At 69.6% G+C, this 20,440-nt stretch carries 18 protein-coding genes and 8 pseudogenes; 2 read left to right on the top strand and 24 right to left on the bottom strand.

Translation table 11 applies throughout. The annotated features are described in order from the left end of the window. Positions 1-3 precede the first annotated feature (3 nt). From AAF143_RS00940 to AAF143_RS00870, 15 genes and pseudogenes are all read right to left on the bottom strand, one after another. Positions 4-1,022: pseudogene (locus AAF143_RS00940) on the bottom strand (ABC transporter permease). Continuing rightward, the gene (locus AAF143_RS00935; RefSeq protein WP_414026868.1) at positions 1,019-1,765 is read right to left on the bottom strand and encodes an ABC transporter substrate-binding protein; all 747 of its coding nucleotides are present in this window, start codon (positions 1,763-1,765) and stop codon (positions 1,019-1,021) included. The pseudogene AAF143_RS00940 and the gene AAF143_RS00935 overlap by 4 nt, the downstream one beginning before the upstream one ends. Positions 1,766-1,780: 15 nt before the next feature. Next, positions 1,781-2,608: an ABC transporter substrate-binding protein gene (locus AAF143_RS00930; RefSeq protein ID WP_414026385.1), complete on the bottom strand. Its 828-nt coding sequence runs from the start codon at positions 2,606-2,608 to the stop codon at positions 1,781-1,783. Between the two features lie 25 nt (positions 2,609-2,633). Continuing rightward, positions 2,634-2,837 carry a hypothetical protein gene (locus tag AAF143_RS00925; protein WP_255005084.1) on the bottom strand — a complete coding sequence of 68 codons (204 nt, stop codon included), beginning with the start codon at positions 2,835-2,837 and terminating at the stop codon, positions 2,634-2,636. Positions 2,838-3,025: 188 nt separating this feature from the next. Further along, on the bottom strand, positions 3,026-4,330 hold the full coding sequence (locus tag AAF143_RS00920) for a homoserine dehydrogenase (RefSeq protein ID WP_255005083.1): 1,305 nt from the start codon (positions 4,328-4,330) through the stop codon (positions 3,026-3,028). 62 nt (positions 4,331-4,392) lie between these two features. Further along, a complete protein-coding gene (locus AAF143_RS00915; RefSeq protein ID WP_255005082.1) occupies positions 4,393-4,815 on the bottom strand; it encodes a SufE family protein in 423 nt (140 codons plus the stop codon). A 3-nt stretch (positions 4,816-4,818) separates the two neighbouring features. After that, entirely contained in the window at positions 4,819-5,286 is a 468-nt protein-coding gene (locus tag AAF143_RS00910; protein WP_255005081.1) for a hypothetical protein, read from the bottom strand. Positions 5,287-5,428: 142 nt separating this feature from the next. Then, a complete protein-coding gene (locus AAF143_RS00905; RefSeq protein ID WP_255005080.1) occupies positions 5,429-5,650 on the bottom strand; it encodes a hypothetical protein in 222 nt (73 codons plus the stop codon). Positions 5,651-5,707: 57 nt separating this feature from the next. Continuing rightward, the gene (locus AAF143_RS00900; RefSeq protein WP_255005079.1) at positions 5,708-6,307 is read right to left on the bottom strand and encodes a 5-formyltetrahydrofolate cyclo-ligase; all 600 of its coding nucleotides are present in this window, start codon (positions 6,305-6,307) and stop codon (positions 5,708-5,710) included. Beyond that, a pseudogene (gene ruvC / locus AAF143_RS00895) lies at positions 6,304-6,763 on the bottom strand (crossover junction endodeoxyribonuclease RuvC). Before ruvC ends, AAF143_RS00900 begins: the two are co-directional and overlap by 4 nt. A gap of 16 nt (positions 6,764-6,779) precedes the next feature. Further along, positions 6,780-7,868, bottom strand: a complete 1,089-nt coding sequence (gene bchI, locus AAF143_RS00890) for a magnesium chelatase ATPase subunit I (protein ID WP_255005077.1) — start codon at positions 7,866-7,868, stop codon at positions 6,780-6,782. After that, positions 7,865-9,349 (bottom strand): annotated as a pseudogene (locus AAF143_RS00885) (DUF3370 domain-containing protein). Before AAF143_RS00885 ends, bchI begins: the two are co-directional and overlap by 4 nt. Next, positions 9,346-10,449: pseudogene (locus tag AAF143_RS00880) on the bottom strand (serine hydrolase). Before AAF143_RS00880 ends, AAF143_RS00885 begins: the two co-directional pseudogenes overlap by 4 nt. 32 nt (positions 10,450-10,481) lie before the next feature. Continuing rightward, positions 10,482-11,239, bottom strand: a pseudogene (locus AAF143_RS00875) (RNA methyltransferase). Next, positions 11,236-11,621, bottom strand: a pseudogene (locus tag AAF143_RS00870) (c-type cytochrome). The pseudogenes AAF143_RS00875 and AAF143_RS00870 overlap by 4 nt, the downstream one beginning before the upstream one ends. 76 nt (positions 11,622-11,697) lie before the next feature. Between AAF143_RS00870 and petG the strand changes: the two are divergent. Continuing rightward, complete coding sequence (gene petG, locus AAF143_RS00865) at positions 11,698-11,811, top strand: cytochrome b6-f complex subunit V (protein WP_006041770.1); 114 nt, start codon at positions 11,698-11,700, stop codon at positions 11,809-11,811. Between the two features lie 241 nt (positions 11,812-12,052). On the opposite strand, the gene AAF143_RS00860 is transcribed toward petG, so the two are convergent. The 9 genes and pseudogenes from AAF143_RS00860 to AAF143_RS00820 form a co-directional block, all read right to left on the bottom strand. Then, positions 12,053-12,283, bottom strand: a complete 231-nt coding sequence (locus AAF143_RS00860) for a hypothetical protein (protein ID WP_414026921.1) — start codon at positions 12,281-12,283, stop codon at positions 12,053-12,055. A gap of 120 nt (positions 12,284-12,403) precedes the next feature. After that, positions 12,404-13,041: pseudogene (gene hisH / locus AAF143_RS00855) on the bottom strand (imidazole glycerol phosphate synthase subunit HisH). Then, the gene (locus AAF143_RS00850; protein ID WP_414026384.1) at positions 13,038-13,535 is read right to left on the bottom strand and encodes a hypothetical protein; all 498 of its coding nucleotides are present in this window, start codon (positions 13,533-13,535) and stop codon (positions 13,038-13,040) included. Before AAF143_RS00850 ends, hisH begins: the two are co-directional and overlap by 4 nt. After that, entirely contained in the window at positions 13,532-13,708 is a 177-nt protein-coding gene (locus tag AAF143_RS00845) for a hypothetical protein (RefSeq protein ID WP_414026383.1), read from the bottom strand. The genes AAF143_RS00850 and AAF143_RS00845 overlap by 4 nt, the downstream gene beginning before the upstream one ends. Before the next feature lie 2 nt (positions 13,709-13,710). Then, entirely contained in the window at positions 13,711-14,046 is a 336-nt protein-coding gene (locus AAF143_RS00840; RefSeq protein WP_414026382.1) for a hypothetical protein, read from the bottom strand. Positions 14,047-14,107: 61 nt separating this feature from the next. Further along, positions 14,108-14,431: a thioredoxin gene (gene trxA / locus AAF143_RS00835; RefSeq protein WP_255005069.1), complete on the bottom strand. Its 324-nt coding sequence runs from the start codon at positions 14,429-14,431 to the stop codon at positions 14,108-14,110. Positions 14,432-14,620: 189 nt separating this feature from the next. After that, positions 14,621-16,171: a GuaB3 family IMP dehydrogenase-related protein gene (locus AAF143_RS00830; RefSeq protein WP_414026381.1), complete on the bottom strand. Its 1,551-nt coding sequence runs from the start codon at positions 16,169-16,171 to the stop codon at positions 14,621-14,623. Next, entirely contained in the window at positions 16,158-16,490 is a 333-nt protein-coding gene (locus AAF143_RS00825) for a hypothetical protein (protein ID WP_414026380.1), read from the bottom strand. Before AAF143_RS00825 ends, AAF143_RS00830 begins: the two co-directional genes overlap by 14 nt. Before the next feature lie 101 nt (positions 16,491-16,591). Beyond that, positions 16,592-17,710, bottom strand: a complete 1,119-nt coding sequence (locus AAF143_RS00820) for a homocysteine biosynthesis protein (protein WP_414026379.1) — start codon at positions 17,708-17,710, stop codon at positions 16,592-16,594. Between the two features lie 46 nt (positions 17,711-17,756). On the opposite strand from AAF143_RS00820, the pseudogene gyrA reads away from it, so the two are divergent. Then, positions 17,757-20,437, top strand: a pseudogene (gene gyrA, locus AAF143_RS00815) (DNA gyrase subunit A). Positions 20,438-20,440: the final 3 nt, after the last annotated feature.

Below are 20,440 nucleotides of genomic sequence, written 5' to 3'. Positions count from 1 at the left end.
GCCTCAGAAGCGGATGCGCGGATCCAGCAGGGCCACGAGCACATCCACCGCCACGCTCACCAGCACCACCAGAGCCGCCACCACCACCACGATCCCCTGCACCAGGTTGTAGTCCCGCTGGCTGATCGCCTCCTGCAGACGGAAGGCGATGCCCGGCCAGGAGAAGGTGACCTCGATCAGCAGGGCGCCGCCGATCAGTGAGGCCACGGTGATGCCGGTGATCGTGAGCACGGGCAGCAGGGCGTTGGGCAGGGCATGGCGCAGCACCACCTGCAACTCCCCGATCCCCCGGCTGCGGGCCGCCTCCACGTAGTCGGAGCGCAGGGCGCGGCGCAGATTCAGGCGCAGGGCGTTGTCAAAGATGCCGCTGAGCAGCAGTCCGAGGGTGGCCGCCGGCAGCACCAGGTGGCGCAGGCTGCCGAGCAGCTGTGGGCCGTTGCCCGCCAGCAGGCTGTCCAGCAGGTAGAAGCCCGTGCCACTGGGGGGCACCAGGGTGGGGAGAAGCGGCCGCCCACGGGAAACCAACCCAGGCCCACCGCAAAGATCAACTGCACCACCATGGCGGCCCAGAAGGGAGGCAGGGCATAGGTGCCGATGCCATACAACCGGCCGGCCAGATCGAGCTTGCCCTCCGGCCTGGCGATGCCGCTGAAGCCGGCCGCCAGACCCAGCACCGCCGCGATCAGCAGCGCCACCACCCCCAGCTCCAGGCTGGCGGGCAGGCTCTGGCGGATCACCTCGGCCACGGGGGTCTGGTTGGTGAGCGATTCGCCCAGGTTGCCCTGCACCAGATCGGCCAGGAAATGGCCGTACTGCACCAGCAGCGGTTGATCAAGCCCCAGCTGGTGCCGCAACGCGGCCCGGGCCGCCTCCGGGGCGCGGGTGCCCAGCAAGGCATCGATCGGGTCGCCCGGGGCCACCCGCAGGAGCAGGAACACGAGGCTGGCGATCAGCCACAGCATCACCGGCGCCAGCGCCAGGCGGGCGCCGACGTAGCGCAGCAGTTCCCGGCGGCGGCTCATGGCGGGGACCCTCCAGGCCCGCGTCTCTGCAGGCGGCTGAGCACCACCCGGCCGGAGCCATCGAACTCCGGCGCGCTGATCCGCGGCAGGCTCCAGGCCCGTGGTGACACCAGCCACACCGGCAGGTAGGGCACGGCCGCGGCGGCCTCGGCCTGGATCGAGCGCAACAAGACCGCCCGCGTCGGCCCCGTGAGCCCTTCGCTGCGGCGCAGGTCAGCGTCGAGGCCGGGCCGGGTCCAGAAGCTGCCGCTGGCGGCGCTGGCCCCCTTCAGGCAGCGGTTGCCCTGGGCCTGATCGCAGCCCAGCAGGGGGGTCAGGTAGTTGCCCGCATCGGGGAAATCCCCCATCCAATCCAGCAGGATCATGGTGAACGCCCCATCCCCCAGCTGGCGGTAGGCGGTGGTGGCCTCCATGCCCGTGATCTCCAGGCGCACGCAGTCGCCCAGATCACGCTGCAGCTGGGCCTGCCAGATCAGGGCGAACAGGCGATCGGAGGGGACGTTGGAGCGGAAGGTGAGGGGCAGGGCCAGGGCCCGTCCGCCGCAGTAGCCCGCCTGGCGGTAGAGCCGGCGCGCCCTGGCCGGGTCGTAGCTGGGCCAGGCCCGGGGGCTGGAACCTTTCAGGCTCGGCGGCACGAGGTCCCGCAGGGGGCACGCAGGCCCTGGCTGACCCGTTCGCTGATCAGCCTCCGATCCAGGCTCAGGGCCACTGCCTGGCGCAGGCTGGGGTTGTCGAGGGGGGATGGTCGGTGAGCAGGCTCAGGTAGCCGATCTCCAGGGCGGGCCCCACCCCTCGTTCAGCTGGCCCCGCTGGGCGGAGTGGTGCAGGGCCATCTGCTGGTCCCCGTCGAGGCTGGTGGAGAGCAGCACATCCACCTCGCCGCTGCGCAGGGCGCCATAGAGGGCGGTGGAGTTGGCGAGGCTGACCAGATCCAGGCCCCCATTGGCGGGACGCTGGCCCCAGTAGTGCTCAAAAGGCTCCAGCCGTTGCTGCTGGTCGTTGGCGCTGGTGAGCTTGTAGGGGCCCGTGCCGACGAAGCGGTCGTTGAGGAAGCGTTGGCCCAACGGCCCGTAGGCGGCGGGTGAGAGGGGCGTGAGGTTGATGGCGCTGAGCAGCTCCGGCAGGGCCGAGAACGGCCGCTTCAGCCGCAGCTCCAGTTCGTAGGGCCCACTGGCGCGCACGGCGGTGAGCCGATCGCCCACCAGGTAACTGAGCTTGCCGATCGCCATGAACCGCTTCAGCGTGAACACCATGGCGGCGGCATCGAAACGGCTGCCGTCGTGGAAGCTCACGCCCCGGCGCAGGGGCACCCAGGCGGTGAGGCCATCGGCGCTCAGCCGCGGCAGGGCCGTGGCCAGCCGGGGCTCGATCCGGCCCTCGGCCGTGATCACATACAGGGGATCACCAATCGCACTGAGCAGTTGCATGGCCCCGAAGCTGTAGGCCTGGGCCGGATCCACCGAGTCGATGCGGTTCTTGCTGGCCACCACCAGCCGACCGGAACTGCGCGGGGTCTGGCAGGCCGCCAAGGGGACGAGCAAGGCCCCCACCATGGCCATTCGGGCCAGCCTGTTCAGCGCGCGCAAGCCCGGAGGTTCAACAGGCCGCCATTCAAGACGGCTGCAGGCTGCGGCGGGGCAGGGGGTGGCGTTCGTTGGCCAGCTGTTGCAGGGAAATTTCAAACACGGGCGACCCGTCGGGGGCCAGGGGCCAGGCGCGGACCCAGCAACGGTCGTGGCGGTCATCGACGCCGATCACCTGGTACAGCTGGTCGTCGGAGTGGAGGCGGATGCAATCGCCTTGGTGGAGCGTCATAGGGCGCGTCGCGCAAAAGAGCCTGGGCTCGTGGGTGGGTGGACGGGAACGGGGTAGAGAGTGCTAAGGCCGGGTGGGTCGTTCGGCGGCGGGACCGTTGAACGGACCGGGGCTTGTCAACGAACTCTTAAGGATTGCTTCCATCGTGCCCCACGACCTGGGAGGGCGGCCACTCCAGGCGCCTTATGTCAGAGAGTCCTGAGCGTTGCGGCCACCGCCTGCACCTCCGGAAGCTCGTCGATGGCGCTCAGGGCGGAGCGGAAGCGGGCCTCGCTCACCTCATGGGTGATCACGACGATTTCGGCGGCCCCGCCAGAGGTTTCGAACTGCACAATCGACTGGATCGAGACCTGCTCGCGGCCGAAACAGGTGCCGATCTGCCCGATCACCCCCGCCTCGTCGCTGGTTTGCAGGCGCACGTAGTTGCGGTGCTGGGTGCTGCCGCTGTCCACCAGTCGGCACTGGCGCCAGCTTCCGGCCGCCAGCAATGGATCGAGGGCACCGTCCGCTCCGGAGGCCTGACGGATGCCGGCGATGTTCAAGATGTCCGCCACCACCGCCGATGCCGTGGGCCCGGCGCCGGCCCCGGGCCCGTAGAACATCACCCGGCCCACGGGATCCCCCTCCACAAGGATGGCGTTGTTGACCCCATCGACCCCCGCCAGGGGGTGCTCCTTGGGCAGCAGGGTGGGATGGACACGCACGTCCAGCCTCTGGGTGCCGTCGGGGTCACTGCCCAGGTGCTCGGCCACCGCCAGCAGCTTGACCACGAACCCCAGCTGGGCGGCGTAGTCCACATCACGGCCCTCCAGGCGGCTGATGCCCTCCGTGGGAATGGCGCTGCGCTCGATGCTGCCCCCGTAGGCCAGGCCGGCCAGGATCGAGATCTTGTCGGCGGCGTCGCCCCCTTCCACATCGGCGGCGGGGTCGGCCTCGGCGTACCCCAGCCGCTGGGCATCGGCCAGCACCTCGCCATAGGCCGCCCCTTCGGCGGCCATGCGGCTGAGGATGTAGTTGGTGGTGCCGTTGATGATGCCGCTCACCCTCTGAATGCGGTTGGCCCCGAGCGATTGCTTCAGCGGTTCGATGATCGGGATGCCGCCGCCCACGGCGGCCTCGATCAGCACGTAGACCCCGCGAGCGGCGGCGGCGGCGGCGATCTCCTGGCCGTACCGGGCGATCACGGCCTTGTTGGCGGTCACCACCGGTTTGCCGGCGGCGATCGCGCGCAGGATCAGGCTGCGGGCCGGCTCCAGCCCACCGATCAGCTCCACCACAATCTCCACGGCGGGATCGTCCACCACCGCCTCGGCGTCGGTGCTGAGCAGGTGCTCGTCCAGCGCCAGGGGCCTGGCCCGACCCGGATCACGCACGGCCACCCGGCGCAGCTCCAGCTGCTCCACCAGCGGATGGCGCCCGGAGGGGTTCAGCAGGATGTCGGCCACGCCGGCTCCCACCGTGCCAAGACCGAGCAATCCGACGCCGATGGTCATGCCTGTGGAGCCTTCAAGCCCCTGATCCTAGAAATCGACCGGCCGGTGGGAAGCCCAGCGGCTCAGGCGACCGATTCCAGGCCACGGGCCTGGGCCTGCATCAGCTTGAGGATGTTCAGAAAGCCGTTGGCCCTTGAGGGGGTGAGGCTCGCCTGCAGGCCGGTCTCGGCCAGGAAGGCGGGGTCGATCGCCGCCGCCTCGGCTGGGCTGAGGCCCTCGAGCCCCGCCATCAACAGGGCCAGCAGCCCCTTGGTGATCTGGGCGTCCGCATCCCCCTGCCAGTGCAGACGGCCGTCCACCAGCTGGGCCACCACGTACACCTGGGAGACGCAGCCGCGCACCTTGAAGACCTCCTGACGCAACTCCTCGGGGAAGGGGGCGAGCTTGCGCGCCAGCCAGAGCACGTATTCGTAGCGACGTTTGGGGTCCGTGCTGCCCTTGAGCCGCGCCACGATCTGATCGAGAGCCTCACTGCCGGTGGCCATCGCTCAGGCGCGGGGGGACGACCGGCGCCCCTGGCGATGGGCGATCAGCACGCCCCCGAGGCTGCCCAGACCGCCCAGCATCAGCAGGCCATGCAGGGGCGAGAGACCGAAGGGACCGCCGGCTGGGTTGGGCTGCTGGCTGAGTCGATCGAGCTGGGCCTGACCCTTGCGCACCGGCAGTTCGAGGTAGTCGCGGTGGCCGGGCCCTCCATCCACCTGCACCTCCCAGGTGCCGTTGCTCCCCTTGGGCAGGGCGAAGCTGAGGCGGCCACTGGCGTCGGTGCGGCCCACCTCCACGGCCTCGGCACCATCGGGGGGCACCAACCGCACCAGGGCATTCGCGGTGGGTTCGCCACTGGAGAAGTGGCTCTGCAGGGTGAGCCCATCGCGCACCGACTGCAGGCGCTCCAGACTGCTTTCAATCGCGTGGGCCCGGGCGGCCCCGCCTTCCACCGCCGTGATCAGGGCCACCCCCAGGACCAGGACGTTGATCAGGCCGGGGCCAACGCGAGGTGGGCCGCCAGGGCTGACTCCGTGGCAAAACGATCCGACCAATGATGATGGGCGGGACATCGGGCGGCTCACGCTGTTCCTTGAACCAGTCAAGCGCAGCTCAGGAGGTGGACCAACGGCCGTTGCTGGTCTTGCCGGCCTGCACCATGCGCACCATGGAGCTCACCATCATCGAGAGCGCTTCGCTGGTCTGATCCCGGTGGCGCAGTTCCGAGGCGATCACGCGATCGGCGACCGAACCCATGCCGCTGAAGGCTGTGGAGATGCGGGCGGCCGGGGAAAGCTTCGGATCGACCGACGGTGAATCCACAGAGGAAACCATTCGTGCAGCCACGATCTTGGCAAATGTCGGGCCCAAGCGCCGCTGGGCCACCAGCAGTTACACAGGTTGCAACCAATGGAGCCCCGTTTCGTCCAGCCAGCCATCGAAGGGCACATCCCATGGATCGGCCGGCAGCGCAGCCAGTCGGCAGAGCGAGGGGGCGACGATCAGGGCGGGAACGCCGCGCCAGCTGGGGTCCTGGCGCAGGCGGTCATACCAGCCGCCGCCCGTGCCGAGGCGCAGGCCGCGGCGATCCAAGGCCAGCGCCGGCACCAGCAGCAGGGCGAGTTCATCCGCCCCCAGGGCCATCCCCCTAGCCGGGGCCGGCACGCGGCAGGCATCCGCGGCGAGCGGCGTCGTGGGGTCCCAGGTGCGGTAGATGAGCTGCCGTTCGGACTCCGAATTTCCTTGAACCACCGCCGGCAGGGCCAGGCGCCCGCTCAGCTGATCCGCCAGGGGCCGCAGATCGGGCTCCCCGGCCAGGGGCCAGTAGAGCCCCAGGCGCCGGCCCGGCCCCACCAGGGGCGGCACCAGGGCCATCGCGACGTTCAACAACGCCTCCTGGGCTTCCGCCACCAGGGCCAGCCGGCGCGATCGCCACTCCCGGCGCAGCGCGGCTTTGCCGGAGGCGCCGGCCAGCGGCGGGCCCTCGCTCATCGCTGGAACCAGCCGGTGAGGGCCACCGCCAGGGCGTCGGCGGCATCATCCGGGCGGGGGTTCCTGAAGACTCAGCTCCCGCATCACCGCTTCGAGCACCTCATCTTTATCGGCGTGGCCGGAGCCGGTGAGGGCCAGCTTCACCTGCATGGGGGAAACTCCACCGCCGGCACGTTCAGGCGGGCCAGGGTCATCATCACCACCCCCGGGCCTGCACCACGGAGATCGTGGTGCTCGAGCGGTAAAAGAAGAACTTCTCCACCGCCGCCAGCTCGGGGCGCCAGGTGCGCACCAGGGAGCGCAGGTCCCGGGCGATCTCCACCAGCCTTTCCCCTCCGGCCGACCGGGCAGGGTCTGGATCACACCGCAATCCACCAGGGCCTGGCGGCCGCCGCCGGTGTCGATGACCCCGTAGCCGACCCGGGCCAGGCCGGGGTCGATGCCCAGGATCCTCACGCCACCACAGGGGCCTTCACCCCGTCAGCACGAGGCTGAAGGCGCTGCGGTCGCTGGGTTCGGGCCGCTCGAACACCTTGCAGAACACCTTCACCACCCGATCGCCCGAGTCGATCTGCTCCAGCGGGTCCTTGCGCAGGCGGTGGCGCAGGCAGCAGGCCACCACCCGGGCCACGTCGTCGTCGGTCACCTCGGTGCGCCCCTCGAAGGCGGCCAGGGCCCGGGCCGCGCGGTTGGTGACGATGTCACCGCGCAGGCCGTCCACGTCCAGCTCGCCGCAGACCGACGAGATGCGGATGCGCAGGTCGGGGTCAAGGGCCACCAGGGGCAACCGTTGCTGGGCCTCCACCACCCTTTGCTGCAGGGCGTCCTGGTTGGGTTGCACCAGGTCGTTGAAGCCGTCGGGGTCGGCGTCGAAACCCGTGCGCTGGTCCACCACCTGCACCCGCAATTCCGGATCGCGCACGGTGCGCACCTCCACGCTCATGCCGAAGCGATCCAGCAGCTGGGGCCTGAGTTCCCCCTCCTCGGGGTTGCCCGAGCCGATCAGCACGAACCGGGCGGGGTGGCGCACGGAGACCCCTTCGCGCTCCACCGTGTTCCACCCCGAGGCCGCTGAATCCAGCAGCACATCCACCAGGTGGTCATCGAGCAGGTTCACCTCATCGACGTAGAGCAGGCCGCGGTTGGCCTTGGCCAGCAGACCGGGCTCGAAGGCGCGGATGCCCTCGCTCAGGGCCTTTTCGATGTCGATGGTGCCGCAGAGCCGGTCTTCGGTGGCCCCCAGGGGCAGGTCCACCATCGGCACCTGACGGGGCTCCACGGCCAGGGTTTCGCCGTTCTCGGCCCGCTGGCGCACCTCGGCGCTCTGCAGATCGGGATCCGTGGGCGAGCTGTTGTAGGGATCGCCCGCCACCACGTCGATCTCGGGAAGCAGGTCGGCCAGGGCCCGGATCGCCGTGGATTTGCCCGTGCCCCGGTCTCCCATGATCATCACGCCGCCGATGCGGGGATCGATCACGTTCAGCAGCAGCGCCAGCTTCATCTCCTCCTGCCCGACGATGGCGGTGAAGGGGAAGACCCTGCGCTTCCGGTTCGGACTCACGGCGTGCCTGGAGAAACTCCGGATTGTTTCACAGCCGGCCTTGGTTCTCCGGCCGGGGGCGACTCAGCGATCGGCAGCAACGTCAGCGCCTGGGGCGGGGTGGCATCGGCGGGGTAGATCAGGCGCACGCGCAGGCGCCGCAGCTCCCGGGGCGCCAGGCTGACCGTGCCCAGGGCTGGCCCGCTCTGGCCCTGGCGCAGCACCAGATGGAACCCCTTGGGACCACTGGCGCGGCCGGAGGGTCCATCGAGGCCCTGCACCTCGATCAGGCCCCGGAAGGTGACCGCCCGTGGCGGGCTGACGTTGAAGCGCAGGCCGCCGATCGGGGCATCCCCCTTGAGGGGGAGTCGAGGGCCAGCTGTAGGCGCACCGGGGCGCTGGTGTCGTTGAGCAGGGGCAGGGTGAGGTCGTATTCGATGCCGTAGTTGCCGTGGGCGGCCCAGGCGGTCTCGGGGTAGCGGCGTTTCAGGAGGGCGGTCTGCACCTGGCCGCTGCCCAGCCGGCCCCGTTCCAGGCTGCTGATCGGCCAGGACACCGGCGCGCTGCGCACCGACAGGGTGGTCTTGCCCGGATCGCTGAGGCTGGCGCGCCAGAGGCTGCCCTGCTGGAGGCCACTGACGCGCGAATAGATGATCGGCCCAGGGCTGCCCAGGGGGAGGGGATGCTCCTTGGGGCTCAGATCCCCCTGCAGCAGCAGCGCCCACTCCGCTTCGGCCGGCGGTTGATCCCCGCCCAGGCTGGCCAGGGTGGCCACCGACACCGGTCCGTCACTCTCCAGGCGCAGCTGCAGGTTGCGGCCGTTGAGCAGGGGATCGAGGCCCCGCACCGGCAGGGGCAGGGCCAGCAGGGTGGTGAGCTGACCCGGCAGCAGCGTCCACTGCTCGCTCAGCAGCGGGTTGCGGGGCTGACGGGTCAGCAGTTCGCCCGCCACACGGCTGCCGGGACCGGCGTAGGGGCCCTCGCCGTTCTGGCTCAGCAGGGGGGCAGGGGCAGGAAAGGGGCGGCCGGTTGGCGTGGATCATTCGACTGGGACAACGCCGTGGCCCCGGCCACCAGCCGCAGGCGAACGGGTCGGGTGCCCCGGGGGCGGCCACCACCCCCAGCCAGAGGGTGGAATCGGCGCTTTCCGGCCGGCCGGCATAGACATGGTGACTGAAGAGCTCGAAGCGGCCCTGCAACGGCAGATCCAGGTGGGCACCGGGCACCGCGAGGGGCTGCCCGGCGATCACGGCCTTCGGCTCGAAGCTGGAGAGCAGGATCCCCTGGCTGCGGATCAGTTCGGGGTTGTTGTCGTTCAGCACCAGCACCGAATCGAGGCCGCCCGGCAGCGGCCGCACCTGCTGGGGGCGCAGCACCACCTCGGGCGGAGCCTTCGCCGGGGCCACGGCAAGGGTGCCCTGGGCCGCGGCGCCGGGCGGGCCCGTCAGGGACGCCGGCAGCAGGGCCAGCAGCAGCCCTGGAGTCAGGAGGCGCCAGGTCATGGGGTCGCGGCGGTGGCTGCGGCAGGCCCCACCAGCGCTTTGGCGGCGGCGGCGGCCATGGCGCGGATCAGGTCGGTGGAGCGGGGATCGTTGAAGGGGCCCTTGACCATGAAGGCGGCCACCGCCCGCTGGCCGTTGGGCAATTCGATCAGGCCGGCATCGGCGTAGGCGATGCCGATGTCGCCGGTCTTGTTGTAGATGGTGATGCCCTTGGCCAGCAGCTCGCCGTCAGGGTCGGAAGAATCTCCCCCAGACCCTGCAGCACCCCCAGGGGGATCAAGGTGTTGGTGCGGGATTTCCCCATGATTTCCCGGAAGAGGTCCCGGGCCCGGGGGCTGAGTTTGTCTCCGGTGTCCACCAGGGCGATGGTGCGGGCCAGGTCGTGGGCACTGGTGGTGTTGGTGCCATCGAGATCCGGCAGCCAGTTGTTGATCACCGAGGCCCCCAGCCCCAGCCCCTGGAAGCGGGCGTTGACGGCCAGCTTGCCCCCCAGCCGCTTGATCAGAAGGTTGGTGGCGCTGTTGTCGCTCACCCGGATCATCTCGGTGGCCGCCTCATAGAAGGGGAAGCGCGTGCCCAGCGGTTTGTTCGCCATCCAGCCGGCGCCGGCGCCGATCACCTCCTTGCTGAGGATCAGGGGCTCGTTCCAGCGCAGCTTTCCGGCATCGAGATCCTCCAGGGCCGCCAGCAGGACCGGGCTTTTGATCGAACTGGCGGCCGGCAGGGGGTGTCGGCATTGAGCTGGGCGTAGCGCCCGTCATCGAGCACCAGCAGGTAGCCCGAGACCTTCAGGTCCTTCTGGGCGGCGGCCAGGGCGGCCCAGCTTTGGCTCAGGGCGGTGAGTTCGGTTCTGGGCTCGAAGCGGCCCAGGGGGAGACCCCGCTGCAGGCCCTGCAGGGCCCCGGACACGGGCGGGAGTTTGGTTGTCGTCAGCGCACCGATTCCCCCCAGCCCCCCTTGGCCAGCCGCGGTGCCAGCAGCTTCAGGGCGGTGCCGGTGATCACCCCCAGACCGACCCCGATCACCAGGAGCCTCAGCACCAGGCGCAGGGGGCGTCCCCAGCTTCCGGATCCAGGGCGGGTGGGGCGGCCGGAACTCACGGGCGAAGAGGTTGCCAGGAACTGGGGCGACCCTAAGAGGTTGGCCTGCGGCTCGCCCAGCGCAGTTGCCGGACCATGCCCCGGACCAGGGCCACTTCCTCACTGGTGATCCGGGCCCTCTGCAGCAGGGCGCGCACCTTGGCCATGCGGGCATGGCGGGTGTGGGGCAGCAGAAACCCCACCTCCAGCAACAACTCTTCGGCATCGCTCAAGGAGGCCTCCAGATCCCCCGCAGGGCGGGGTCGCTGGTGTCAGGTTCAGCCCCGCCATGGGCCGCCGCCGGCGCAGCGGGGTCCACCGCCGCGAGGCGCCGCAGTTCGTGCAGGGCGATCGCCACGGCGTGGGAGAGATTCAGCGAGGGATAACCGTCGTCGGTGGAGAGCTGAAGCACGCGCCCGGCCAGCAGCAGCTCATCGGTGCTCAGGCCCCGATCTTCGCGGCCGAACACCAGGGCGGTGGGGGCGGCTTCCTCGGCCGCCAGCAGCCAGGTCAGGGCGCCCGACGGTGGTTCCATCGGCACGGCGTCGGAATCCACTCGCCCGCTGCAGGCCACCACCCGACGGCAGTCGGCCAGGGCGGCGGACAGATCAGCGAAAAGCTGGGCGCGCTCCAGCAGCGGCTGGGCATGGACCGCCATCCGGCGCGCCTCCTCCCCCAGGTGATCGCAGCGGGGAGCCACCAGACGCAGCTGCTGGAGCCCGAAGTTGGCCGCCAGGCGGGCGACGCTGCCCACGTTCAACGGACCGGCCGGCTCCACCAGCACCAGCAGCGGTTGGGCCGCGCTGCTCAAACCAGGCTGTGCAGGTAGGCCAGCAGGTCGGCCATGGCCTGGGGTTCGGGCTGGAACTTGGGCATGGGTGGGGTGCTGCCGCTGACCACCTGGCGGATCAATCTGGCGTCGGTGCGCCTCTGGCTGACCCCGTGCAGGTTGGGCCCGACCACCCCTGGGCGGCGATGCCATGGCAGCCGGCGCAGTTGATCAAAAACAGGCGGCCGCCATTCTCAGCCGAGCCGCTGAGCTCCAGGGTGCTCACGGTGTAGGGGTCCCTGCGGGCGGCGGGCAGCACCACGATCACCAACAGGATGCAGGCGGTGGTGGCGAGCAGCACCAGGGCGGCGATCAGGCCCCGACGCTGCGGCGGCAAGGGAGCGGCGACGGGTGGGCTGGTCACAGTTGCGCGGGTCTAGGGGACAAGCCTGCCTCGGCCATGGAAGAATTGTGGACCGAAGACCTCACCGGCCGCCTCCATGATCGAACCCCTGCTCTGCGGCATCGTGCTCGGTCTGATCCCCGTGACCCTGCTGGGGCTGTTCGTGGCCGCCTGGAACCAGTACCGCCGGGGCAGTGCCCTGGGCGGCTGATCTCCTGGTCTGGATTCCGCTCGTCTGGTTCCGCCGCAGTCCACTTCAGCGGCTGAGGATCAGCACGCTGGTGCCGCCATAGCGGCGTTGGTCCTGCAGCGTCCAGCCCTTCGGTAGCTCGGGGATCGCCTTGCTGGAGCATTCCCACAGCATTCGCCCCCCTCCACCAGCCAGCCGCGCCGGGCCACCCATTCCGCCACGGGCCCGTAGAGCTCCGTTGCGTAGGGCGGATCGGCATAGATCAGATCAAAGGGGGCGACCGGCGCTGATTCCAGCCAGCCCAGGGCCTCCTGCGCCACCAGTTGGGTGGAGGGGGTTCGCTCGCGAGCGAGCGAGCGAGCGCCACCGCCTCCAGATTGCGGCGGGCGGCGGCGGCCACCCGCCGGTCGCGCTCGATCCCCACCACGGCGGCGGCCCCCGCTGCAGGGCCTCGCAGCCCATCACGCCGCTGCCGCAGAACAGATCCAGCCAACGGGCCCCGGCCAGATCCGGCGCCAGCAGGTTCATCACCGCCAGGCGCACCCGCGCGGTGGTGGGGCGGGCGATCTCCCCGGGGGACTGATCAGCTTGCGGCCGCCACTGAGCCGCAGACTCATCGGGCTTCAGCTGTGGACCGCTCCACCCAGTCGAGCCAGCGCCGCAGCAGGGCCTGGCCATCGCTGGAGGATTTTTCCGGGTGAAACTGGCAGGCGGCTATCGGGCCCTGCCAGAGCGCCGCGGTCACCTGGGTTTCGCCAAAGGCCACCCGGGCGGTGACGCAGGAGGCCTCGCTGGGGTCGGCGGCGTAGGAATGCACGAAGTAGACCCACTCAGCTGCGCCCCCGCTGGCAGCAGCGGGCTTGGGGTCGCCGGAATCAGGGGCGCCCAGCCCATGTGGGGCACGGGGTGGCCGGGGCTGCGGGGCAGGGCCCGCACCCGTCCCTTGATCAGACCGAGGCCCTTGGCTTGTCCTTCATCGCTGCCCTCGAACAGCAGCTGCAGCCCCAGACAGATCCCCAGCAAGGGGCGGCCGGCGCTGGTCCAGGCCTCCAGGGCCGGCACCAGGCCCGAGCGGTGCAATCGCTCCATGGCCGGATCGAAGGCCCCCACCCCCGGCAGGATCAGCGCCTGGCAGTGCGCGAAGGCTTCGGCCCGCTGCAGCGGCACCACCTCGGCCCCGAGGCGCTCGAAGGCCCGGGTGACGGAATGGAGGTTGCCCATGCCGTAGTCGATCAAGCCGATCCGGCTCATGACTCGACGGCGCAGAGGCGCTCGCCAGGATGCTCCAGCGCCTGGCTGGGGGGCAGATCCAGGGCATTGAGGTGGTCGATCAGCTGGTAGAGCCGGCCGATGCGGCGCTTGTCGATGTGCAGCCGCAGGCAGGGCCGCAGGATGCCGCGGTCGTCGCAGCTCTCGCCGGCCTGGATCGATCCCTCCTCGAGCAGGTCGGCGAAGGCGTGGTTCAACGGGGGGAGCAGGGCCGTGGGGAAGGGCACGTGCAGCAGCAACTCCAGCCGATCAGCGCCGAACTGGGCCGCATGGAAGACCCGGTAGAAGCGGCAGATCAGCGCGATCGCCTCGGGGGCGGTGCGGGCCCGCATCAGCAGGGAGTGGTCCTCGGGGGAGATCAGCCCCCGCTTGGCGAGGCCTTCGTGCATGTGCTGTTCCCAGCCTTCCCAGAAATCGTCCCCCGCCGGGGCCAGGAGCACCAGGGGGATCGGCGGGGTGCGGCCCGTCTGGATCAAGGTGAGGGACTCGAACAGTTCATCGAGAGTGCCGTAGCCCCCGGGAGCACCACCAGGGCATCGCTCTCGCGCAGGAAGAAGAGCTTGCGGGTGAAGAAATAGCGGAAGTGCAGCAGGCGGCCATCGCAGCCACTGACGTAGCGGTTGGCGTGCTGCTCGAAGGGCAGATCCACGTTCAGGCCGATGCTGCTCTCACAGCCCGCCCCCGGTTGGCCGCCTCCATCACGCCGCCGCCGGCACCGGTCATCACCTCGAAACCCTCAGCCACCGCCGCCGCCGCCAGCTCTTCGGCGACGGCATAGGCGGGATCGCTGGGCCCGGTGCGGGCCGAGCCGAACACGGTGATCTTGCGGGTGGCTCGCCGGGAGTGGAAGACCGCAAGGGCCTCGCTGATGTCGGCGAGGGCGCCACTGATCAGGCGCCAGCTGTCTTCGTCGGACTCACCGCGGCTGATCTCAAGCAAGCTCACCAGGGCCCGCTCGATCAGCCGGCGCTGGGGGTGACCCCGCAACTGGCGGTCCAGGGCCTCAAGGGGCCCTGGCCGGGCGGCAGGGGCGGGGTGGAGAGGGAACTCAGAGGTATTTGGAGATGGTGCCGGAGAGGGTGGTCTTGGGCACGGCCCCGACGACGGTGTCGACCTTCTGGCCGCCCTTGAAGACCATCAGGGTGGGGATGCTGCGGATGCCGTACTGGCTGGCGACGTTGGGGTTTTCGTCGGTGTTGAGCTTGAACACCTTGATCCGGCCTTCGAACTCCTTGGCGATCTCCTCGACGATCGGAGCCACCATGCGGCAGGGGCCACACCAGGGGGCCCAGAAGTCCACCAGCACGGGCACATCACTCTTGAGCACGTCGAGCTCAAAGGAGGCGTCGGTGACGGCAGCAGCGCTGGACATCCGAGGGGAGATCAGGGTTTCGCGAATCTAGCAACCCCCTATCCGCAGATCCCCGCGCCGGTGCCAAGGTGAAAGACAAAAGGCCCGGACGCGCCGGGCTGGGGGGTGTGAGGAGTGTGCGAGCCGTAGCCCCCACGTCCTCAGGTTACGCCCGTCTCGTGTGGTTTAGAAGCTGTCTTTGGGTGAGGATCACTTGCCCATGCCCAGTTGCTGGGCCTTCTGATACACCTTGCCTTCGGTGAGCAGTGATGGCGCCACCACCACCTCCACCTGTTGCATCTCCTTAAGGTTTCGGGCCCCCAGGGTGCCCATGGAGGTGCGCAGCGCCCCCAGCAGGTTCTGGGTGCCGTCGTCGAGGCCGGCCGGGCCGCGCAGGATTTTCTCCAGCGAGCCCGTGGTGCCCACCTTGATGCGGGTGCCCCTGGGCAGCACCGGACTGGGGGTGGCCATGCCCCAGTGGAAGCCCCGACCGGGGGCTTCGCTCGCCCGGGCGATCGGGGAGCCGATCATCACCGCGTCGGCGCCGCAGGCGATGCACTTGCAGATGTCGCCCCCGGTGACGATGCCGCCATCGGCGATCACCGGCACGTAGCGGCCGCTCTCGCGCTCGTAATCGTCTCGGGCGGAGGCGCAGTCGGCTACGGCCGTGGCCTGGGGGATGCCCACGCCGAGCACCCCGCGGGAGGTGCAGGCGGCTCCGGGGCCGATGCCGACCAGCACCGCCGCAGCTCCCGCTCGCATCAGTTGCAGGGCCACCTCGTAGGTGACGCAGTTGCCGATCGCCACCGGGACGCCCAGGTCGCGGCAGAGAGCACTCAGGTCGAGGGTTTCCCGGCCCTCGGGACCGATGTGCTCGGTGGAGACCACCGTGGCCTGCACGAACAGCAGGTCGGCGCCGGCCTCGGCGATGGCCTGGCCGAAGCGCAGGGCGGCCACGGGGGTGGCGCTGACGGCGGCAATGCCACCACCGGCCTTGATGTCGGCGATGCGCTTACGAATCAGGTCTTCGCGCACGGGTTGGCTGTACAGCTCCTGCATCAGAGGCACGAACTCCTCCTTGCCCACCGCCGCGATCCGATCCAGGACGGGGTTGGGATCGTCGTAGCGGGTCTGGACGCCCTCAATGTTGAGGACACCCAGGGCACCGAGGCGGGAGAGCTCGATGGCCACGGCCACATCGACCACGCCATCCATGGCGCTGGCGATGATCGGAATCTCCCGCCGGAAGCCGCCGATGCTCCAATGGCTGTCGGTGACCTCGGGGTCAACGGTCCGTCCGCCCGGCACAAGGGCGATTTCGTCGATGCCATAGGCACGACGCACGGTTCGCGAACGACCTAGCTGAATGTCCACCGGTGCGCGCTGTGACAGTCGCGCCAAGCTATCAACCGGCCTGGCTACAAATCGCAAGGCAACCGATGCGGCTGGACGCCTCAGTCGTTGCCGAAAAACGCCTTCCAGCGCCGCTGCAGCCCGCTCAGGAGCCTCTGGCGTTCGCTGCTGCGCACCAGGTTGGCGGCGGCAGAAGCGGGCCAGCCAGATCACGCCGGCGAGCTCCAGCAGACCGCTCACCAGGGGCAGGCTCTCAATCGCCCCCAGCAGGGCCCCATAGACCCGCAGCACCAGCACCAGGCCCATCAAGGCCCCAAGGGCCAGCAGGGGGTGCGCGCGCTTTGGAGGCTTCTCTGTAGTTGGCCGCCCTCCAACCACTGGCTGATCTTGCTGGTCAACAGCTCCCATTCGCCCCCTCGCCAACGGCCGTGGGGCTGGCGGGCACCTCGATGCTGCTGATGAAGGTGGGTTCGCCCGTGGCGACTGGCTCCGGGCTGACCTGGAGGCCGGGGGATTCGGCTTCGGGCTCGATCGGCGGTTCACCCGTCGGCTCAGCGGTGGTCGCTTCAGGGGCGGTCGCGGTGCCCCCATGGGTGCCGGCCAGGGGTTGGCCAGGGTCTGCCGCTTCGACGGATTCGATTTCTGGGGTGGCGGGCGTTGGGGAGGGCGTCGAGGGGGAGGTGGGCGGAGTGGACTCCCCGTTCCCGGGGGCGCTGGATTCGACCATCGGTCGCCTGGGGTGCCGTCGCCGGGGAGCTTACGGCGTTTCCCCGCTTTGGCCCCCGGCCATGGATCAGCTTTCCAGGGGGATCAGGGCCGAGCGACGGCTCAGCGGCCATGCCGGCAGTCGCAGGGGAAGTGCCCCGCCCGCAGCCGTTCGATCAGCTCGGCGGCAATGCCCTCGGCGAGTCGCGGGCTGTGGGCTGGGGCACAGCTGAGCTCATGGCCATCCACCTGAATCCGGCCCGTGAGCAGCTGGCTGTAGGGCAGTCCGCCAAAACCGGGTTTGACCCGCCGCGGGATCGAGAAATCCAGCACCGGGGCTTCCAGCTGGTCGTTCTCCGCCGCCGCCTGCAGCGCCACGGTGGCGTTGATCAAGGGGACGGGGGCGGCGATCGCCACCAGCAGGCCGCTGCCGTGGCCCTCGAAGAAGGTGGGCCGCACCCATTCGGCGCGCAGCTCGTGCAGGTCGGCGCTCACGGCCGCCACGGCGCCGGGCACGCGGGCGTGGCCGCTGGGCAGCCGCCGGGTGTCCGGCAGATGGCCGCTGCCGGCGCCGCTCACCCAGCCCAGGGCACCACCCACCAGCACCGGCGAGCCCGGCCCCAGCAACGACAGCCCCGGCATGGTCAGACCGATGCTGCCGCTTCCCCCACAGCTGTAGAGGGCCGTGATGTAGGGGCCCAGCAGGGGGCCGAACGGGCTGCGGGTGATCCCCTCGGCGCTGCTCACCGCCACCACCCCGTTCTCGCCGATCGCCCGATGCAGCAGCAGCCGGCCGGCGCCGATGCGCTCCAGGCTCAGGCGGGTTTCCAGTTCCCGGCGGGGATGGAGGGCCGTGGCCTCGCCGCTGGCCAGCAGTTCCAGCTCCTCACCGGCCAGCAGGGCCGCCAGCACCTGGGCACCGCCCTGTCGCTGGGGCTCGCTGAGTCCTCCACCGATCGGCAGCAGCAGGTCGGTGCCGCCATGGCCACCCCCTCCCTCCACATTGCCGAGGCGGAACGCGCGCACCCGAATCGGCGGGTCCGTGGGCCCCAGGCTGAGCTGCAGCGTGGCCTGGTCGGTGAATTCCGCGTTGCTGGCCACGACCACATCGGTGCTGGCGTAGGCCTGCTCCAGCCCCAGCTCGGCCACCAGGGCGCGGTAGGCGGCCGCCGGACGCACCTGCAGATCCCCTCGGCGCTGGCGCTCCTGCAGTTCGGCTTCCGTGCGGGGCAGCAAAGGCATCGGCGCAGGGTTTCGTTAAACTGATCGTTGGTTCAGATGGTCATGCATGGCGGATCCAACCGGTCCCGGCGAATCCGACGGGCGGATCATCCAGACCGACCTTCGCATTGAGATGTCGCGCTCCTATCTGGAGTATGCGATGAGTGTGATCGTTGGACGGGCCTTGCCCGATGCCCGCGACGGCCTCAAACCCGTGCATCGCCGCATTCTCTATGCGATGTACGAACTGGGCCTCACCAGTGATCGCCCCTACCGGAAATGCGCCCGGGTGGTGGGCGAAGTGCTCGGCAAGTACCACCCCCACGGAGACACAGCCGTCTACGACGCCCTGGTGCGCATGGCCCAGGACTTCTCCATGCGCATGCCCCTGATCGATGGGCACGGCAATTTCGGCTCGGTCGACAACGATCCCCCAGCCGCGATGCGGTACACGGAATCCCGCCTGCAGGCCCTCACCACCGACAGCCTGCTTGAAGACATCGAAGCTGAAACGGTCGATTACATCGACAACTTCGATGGTTCCCAGCAGGAACCCACCGTGATGCCGGCGCGGGTGCCCCACCTGCTGCTCAACGGCTCCTCCGGCATTGCCGTGGGGATGGCCACCAACATTCCCCCCACAACCTCACCGAACTGATCGACGGCCTGCTGGCCTTGATTGAGAATCCGGAGCTCGACGATCGCACCTTGATGGCGATCATTCCCGGCCCCGATTTTCCGACCGGCGGCCAGATCCTGGGGCGCCGAGGCATCCGCGAGACCTACCTGACCGGCCGCGGCTCGGTGACCATGCGCGGGGTGGCAGCGATCGAAACGATTGAGGTCCCAGGGCGCCCCGACCGCGACGCGGTGATCATCACCGAACTCCCTTATCAAACCAACAAGGCTTCGCTGATCGAGCGCATCGCCGAGATGGTCAACGACAAGAAGCTCGATGGCATCTCCGACATCCGTGATGAGAGCGACCGCGACGGCATGCGGATCGTGATCGAACTGCGCCGCGATGCCTACCCCCAGGTGGTGCTGAACAACCTGTTCAAGCTCACCCCGCTGCAGAACAATTTTTCGGCCCATCTGCTGGCGCTGGTCAACAGCGAGCCGGTACTGCTCACCCTGCGCAAGATGCTCGAGGTGTTCCTCGATTTCCGCATCACCACCATCGAGCGGCGCACGCGTTATTTCCTGCGCAAGGCCGAGGAGCGCGACCACATTCTGCTGGGCCTGCTGCTGGCCCTCGAGCAACTCGATCCGATCATCGCCCTGATCCGCGCCGCCGCCGACACCGCCACAGCGCGGAAACAGCTGCAGGAACGCCACGGCCTCAGCGAAATCCAGGCCGACGCCATCCTGCAGATGCAGCTGCGACGGCTCACGGCCCTCGAGGCCGACAAGATCCGTCTGGAACACGCGGATCTGGTCGCCAAGATCGCCGACTACACCGACATCCTCGGCCGCCGGGAACGGGTGCTGGGGCTGATCACCGAGGAACTGGGCCAGATCCGCAGCCGCTACGACTCCCCCGCCGCACGGAGATCCTGGATCTCGAAGGCGGCCTCGAAGACATCGACCTGATCGCCAACGAGCGTTCGGTGGTGCTGCTCACCGAAAACGGCTACCTCAAGCGCATGCCGGTGAGCGAGTTCGAGGCCACCAGCCGCGGCACCCGCGGCAAGGCCGGCACCAAGAGCCAGGGGAGGAGGCGGTGCGGCTGTTCATCAGCTGCAACGACCACGACACCTTGCTGCTCTTCTCCGACCGCGGCGTGGCCTATGCCCTGCCCGCCTACCGGGTGCCCTTCTCCAGTCGCGCCGCCAAGGGCACCCCGATCGTTCAGCTGCTGCCGATCCCGCGCGAGGAGCAGATCACGTCCTTGCTGGCGGTGACTGCCTTCGAAGACAACGTGCAACTGCTGATGCTCACCAGCGGCGGGTACATCAAGCGCACGCGCCTGTCGGCCTTTGCCAACATCCGCTCCAACGGTCTGATCGCCATTGGTCTTGAGGAGGGCGATGACCTGCGCTGGGTGCGCCTGGCCCTCCCCGGCGACAGCGTGCTGATCGGCTCGGTCAAAGGGATGACGATCCATTTCCGCATCACCGACGAAGAATTGCGGCCCCTGGGGCGCACGGCGCGGGGGTGCGGGCCATGGCCCTGCGGCCGGGGGATGAACTGGTGAGCATGGATGTGCTCCCGGTGGAACTCGCCGATCAGATTGCCAACAGCTCCGGCGATGGAGCCGATGAGGAGCTTGATGGCGAGTCTGAAGAGACGACCGCCAGTGAGGGGCCCTGGGTGCTGGTGGCCAGTGCCAGCGGCCTGGGCAAGCGTGTGCCGGTGAACCAGTTCCGTTTGCAGAAGCGCGCAGGACTGGGTCTGCGGGCGATCAAGTTCCGCCGCGACGGTGACGTGCTGGTGGGGCTCAAGGTGCTGGGGGCCGGCGAGGAATTGCTGCTGGTGAGTGAGAAGGGTGTGATTGTGCGCATGCAGGCCGATGCGGTGCCACAGCAGTCGCGGGCGGCCACCGGCGTGCGTCTGCAACGGCTCGATTCCGGCGACCGGCTCTCCGAGGTGGTGCTGGTGCCCCCGGCGGCCGAGGAGGAGCCCGGCGAGGCCGCGGGCGGCGAAGCCACAGGTGACGAGGCGACGGTGGCTGGGCCGATGGATCCTGGGGCCACCGATGGCGAGCCCAGCGGTTCCCAGGACCCTGACGCGTTGCCGGACGCCTGAGCA

It is taken from the genome of Cyanobium sp. ATX-6F1, assembly GCF_047395825.1.
Lineage (GTDB): Bacteria > Cyanobacteriota > Cyanobacteriia > PCC-6307 > Cyanobiaceae > ATX-6F1.
This window is presented reverse-complemented; position numbering and strand designations above follow the sequence as displayed.